The organism is Collinsella sp. AF14-35 (assembly GCF_003464565.1).
Lineage (GTDB): Bacteria > Actinomycetota > Coriobacteriia > Coriobacteriales > Coriobacteriaceae > Collinsella.
Genome location: NZ_QRZD01000043.1, coordinates 5,119 through 5,476, shown reverse-complemented (window position 1 = coordinate 5,476; position 358 = coordinate 5,119). Strand labels below are relative to the sequence as shown.

The 358-nt window shown below is 57.0% G+C and carries 1 rRNA gene (cut by a window edge); it reads left to right on the top strand.

The features are described from left to right. Positions 1–284: 284 nt before the first annotated feature. Positions 285–358 (top strand): 16S ribosomal RNA (locus DWW12_RS09500) (it continues 1,460 nt past the right edge of the window).

The window sequence follows — 358 nt, the reverse complement described above, 5'->3', positions numbered from 1 at the left end:
CCCTCCGGTCTGGCAATATATCTCCTTGCCGCGCGGCCCGGTCGGACCGGATCAGCCGCAGAGCGTGCACCTTGAGAACCGGATACTGCGAGGATGGACACATTCAGTGTCGCATCCGGGCAGACATCGAACCATTTGAAATGGTCTAACTTGGATTTGTTTTTCGCAAGGCCGCCGAGAGGCGGCCCCGAGAAATTCCTTTTCCTATACAGAACCATATGAATCGAACGGAACCGATCAGCGATGGACTGAGAGGACCGGACGGGCTCGAAGCCCATACATTTTGGACGGAGAGTTCGATCCTGGCTCAGGATGAACGCTGGCGGCGCGCCTAACACATGCAAGTCGAACGGCACCC